The sequence below is a fragment of the Butyrivibrio sp. genome, from assembly GCF_017940685.1.
Classification (GTDB): domain Bacteria; phylum Bacillota; class Clostridia; order Lachnospirales; family Lachnospiraceae; genus Butyrivibrio.
This window is the reverse complement of record NZ_JAGAYD010000140.1, coordinates 1-3,337: the sequence shown is the minus strand read 5'-3', so window position 1 is coordinate 3,337 and position 3,337 is coordinate 1. Positions and strand designations below refer to the sequence as shown.

5 protein-coding genes are annotated in these 3,337 nt (G+C 41.9%); all 5 read left to right on the top strand.

Annotated features, from left to right (window positions below):
- Nucleotides 1-123: 123 nt before the first annotated feature.
- The gene (locus J6I68_RS08970; RefSeq protein ID WP_292219787.1) at nucleotides 124-1,185 is read left to right on the top strand and encodes a DUF5688 family protein; all 1,062 of its coding nucleotides are present in this window, start codon (nucleotides 124-126) and stop codon (nucleotides 1,183-1,185) included.
- A 79-nt stretch (nucleotides 1,186-1,264) separates the two neighbouring features.
- On the top strand, nucleotides 1,265-1,459 hold the full coding sequence (locus J6I68_RS08965) for a hypothetical protein (protein ID WP_292219786.1): 195 nt from the start codon (nucleotides 1,265-1,267) through the stop codon (nucleotides 1,457-1,459).
- 4 nt (nucleotides 1,460-1,463) lie between these two features.
- Nucleotides 1,464-1,901 carry a hypothetical protein gene (locus J6I68_RS08960; RefSeq protein WP_292219785.1) on the top strand — a complete coding sequence of 146 codons (438 nt, stop codon included), beginning with the start codon at nucleotides 1,464-1,466 and terminating at the stop codon, nucleotides 1,899-1,901.
- 10 nt (nucleotides 1,902-1,911) lie between these two features.
- Nucleotides 1,912-2,385, top strand: a complete 474-nt coding sequence (locus J6I68_RS08955) for a PcfB family protein (RefSeq protein ID WP_292219783.1) — start codon at nucleotides 1,912-1,914, stop codon at nucleotides 2,383-2,385.
- On the top strand, nucleotides 2,382-3,337 hold a 956-nt coding region (locus J6I68_RS08950), incomplete at its 3' end, for a type IV secretory system conjugative DNA transfer family protein (protein ID WP_292219781.1). The genes J6I68_RS08955 and J6I68_RS08950, both read left to right, overlap by 4 nt.

Below are 3,337 nucleotides of genomic sequence, written 5' to 3'. Positions count from 1 at the left end.
GCATTGGTTCCTTTTTTTTAGTCTGTTTGGCGATAGACATTATACCAAAAAGGGAGGTCAATGCTCTTTTTATTTAAACCTCCCGAAAATAAAGGATTTAGTAACAAAAAAGGGGTGTCAGATTTGACACTACCCAAAGAGATTGGGAAGGAATTATATGAGAGAGGCGTAGGTGATTGTGAGCTTGAAACAAAGAAAATGGACAAGATGAATACATCATATGAGGCTCTTACCATTAAACCTGAGGGGGCATCTGTTGGCATAAGCCTGAATGTTGACGAGCTTTACAAGACCTATGATAATGGAAACAGCTTTGGTTCTATTGTGAAGCATGCTGCAGAAATTGCAGCTGCACGACTTGAAGAGGCACCGAATTTTGATATAGACAGTTTTAATGACTATGACAAAATGAAGCACACTCTTTCCATGGAGGTTGTATCTACTGAAAGGAATGCAGAAATCCTGCAGAATGTTCCTCATAAAGATATCGAAGATATGGCTGTGGTGTACCGATTCCAGGTTGTTTCTGAAGGGGCGGATGTCGGATCAATTCTTGTGACAAATCAGATGCTTGATAATTATGGAATATCAGCAGAACAGCTCCATGAGGATGCGGTTAGAAATGCACCGGAAATCAAACCGTTGGTAATCCAGGGAATGGGTGAAGTACTTGCTAAACAGATGGGAGTCGAGGATCTGGAAATGCTGGGACTTAACATTCCACCAGAGCAGGAGCAGATGTTTGTAGCATCTGTGGAAGGAAATGTTCATGGTGCAGGTGTTATTGCTTATGAAGACTTTATGGAGAAGGCTTCAGAAAGGGTTGGTGGTTCTTTTTTCATTTTGCCCAGCAGCATACATGAGATATTGATAATTCCAGACAATGGTAATTTTGACCTAAAGACGCTGGAGAACATGGTCAGAGAAGTTAATGCTACTACAGTGGATCCGGCGGATAAGCTAACAGACAGTGTTTATCATTATGATTCAAATAATAAGGTATTCGAACTGGGGGAGAAATTCGTAGATCGTCAGAATGGGATTGTTGAAGAGAGAGGGTGCGATTCCAGGGAAAAGAAGTCTCTTTTAGGGGAGCTAAAAGCAGCTAAGGAAGAAGCTTCGAAGACTCCAATGAATAATTCGTTGGACAAAGGGCATAAAGAAAAAGGTGGTAATGCCATCTAAATAATATCTATTCATACCAGGCACTGGTCTAAAGAAATTTGGACTGGTGCCTATTTGTTTTAAGCGGAGGAGATATGCAATGTCTAAAGCATACAACAGAGAAAAATACAGTGGAGGAAAATACTTTTTAGGAACAACGAATCCAATACCGACAGCAGGATTGAAACCTCATAATTGCAATACTCCATGCCCTTATGGAACAGGAAGGACATTTTGTTTTCCCTGCATGGCAATGATTATGGATGAACATAGAAAAAATAGAAAGGCAGCGTAAAAAAATGGAGGAACTAAAGATAAAGATTGAGCTTGATCCGGTGACAGACGGGATCATCCAGTTCCCAGGTAACTTTAAGAAAGATGTAAGCGGTGATATCAGAAGGGCTCTTGTCATAGGTACAGATGGAAACTTCCGCACGATTGATACAGCAGAGATGGACAGAATCTTTGATGGGATAGGACAGGATGGGTATGCAGCGCCTGTTGGCGATGATTATCTTCTGTGCTTTTCCGGAAACAGTGTAATGAATTCCGGCTATTCAAGGTATCTTGTAGGAAGTGCTGTCATGGTGAAAGTAGGGAAAGACTCGAGGATAAAGCCACTTACAGACATTGATATCAAACTTATGCGGACTTATTTCCAGATGGGGCTCATAACCCTTACATATGGTGGTGAGAAGTTTGGAGCATATCCTCTGGAGTATGAAGCCGCAGCATGAGGTGTAGTCTATGAACGAAGAAGTATCGGCAAAATACATACGCTTCTGCTATCAGGTTGGAAAGGTATCAGGCAGGGCACTGATAAGAGGACTGGTTGCATTTCTTAAGTACCTGGACCAGCAGTCCAAAGCTCCGAAACATGGCAAGATGACAGTAAAGCAGCTTGTTAAGCAGGGGCAGGGTGCATCATCAATGGAAGTCAGTGGAGAGAGCATGCGTACTTTCAAGCGAATAGCAAATAAGTATGGAGTCGATTTTGCCATTGTAAAAGACAAGACTTCGGATCCGCCAAGGTATACATGCTTTTTCAAGGCAAAAGACATCGATGCCATAAGCGCAGTTGTAAAAGAATACTCTGCTAAGGTGGTAAAGCGGGAGCAGAAAGAAAAGCCAAGCCTTACAAAGCAGCTCCGAAAGCTAAAGGAAGAGATTGCAAAGCGTCCACGTAAGGTAAAAGAGAAATTCAAGGAGAATGTTAGATGAACAGAAAAGTGAAGAAGACAATAATCCTTAATATTCCATATTTTGCAGTGGGACTATTTTGCACTAATCTTGGTGAAGCCTGGAGAATATCCTGGGGAAGTAATATGTCAGAAAAGATTCAGGGACTGGTTCTGTATGGTGGACTTAGCGAAGCTTTTTCCAATTTGCTTCCAAGCCTGAATCCATTTGACCTGATGATAGGAATTGTATGTGGCGCAGCTCTAAGACTGGCGGTCTACCTTAAGGGTAAGAACGCCAAGACCTTTCGCCACAATAGAGAATACGGCTCAGCGAGGTGGGGGAAACATGAAGACATAGAACCTTTTGAAGATCCTGATTTTAAGAACAACGTGATCCTGTCGCAGACGGAGCGCATTACCATGAATTCAAGACCAAAAGAGCCGAAGTATGCAAGAAACAAAAATGTCCTGATCGTCGGCGGTTCCGGTTCCGGTAAAACAAGATTCTGGATAAAACCAAATCTTTTGCAGCTCCACAGCAGCTATGTTTTATCAGATCCAAAAGGAACTTTATTGGGCGAAGTTGGGAATGTGTTTCTGAAAGCCGGTTACAGGATAAAAATCTTCAACACAATTAATTTCAAGAAGAGCATGAGATATAATCCTTTTGAATATATCCATTCGGAGACCGATATATTAAAGCTTGTTACGACTCTTATGGCAAACACCAAAGGGGAAGGTACTCCCGGAGATCCGTTCTGGGAGAAGGCTGAAAAGCTCCTTTACACGGCGCTTATCGGCCTGATATATTATGAGGCTCCTGAGGAAGAAAGGAACTTCAATACTCTTGTTGAAATGATCAATTCCATGGAGATAAGGGAAGATGATGAATCCTTCAAAAACGCTGTGGATATTCTGTTTGAGAGACTTGAAAAAGAGAAGCCTGACCACTTTGCAGTAAGGCAGTATGCAAAATATAAATTAGCTGCCGG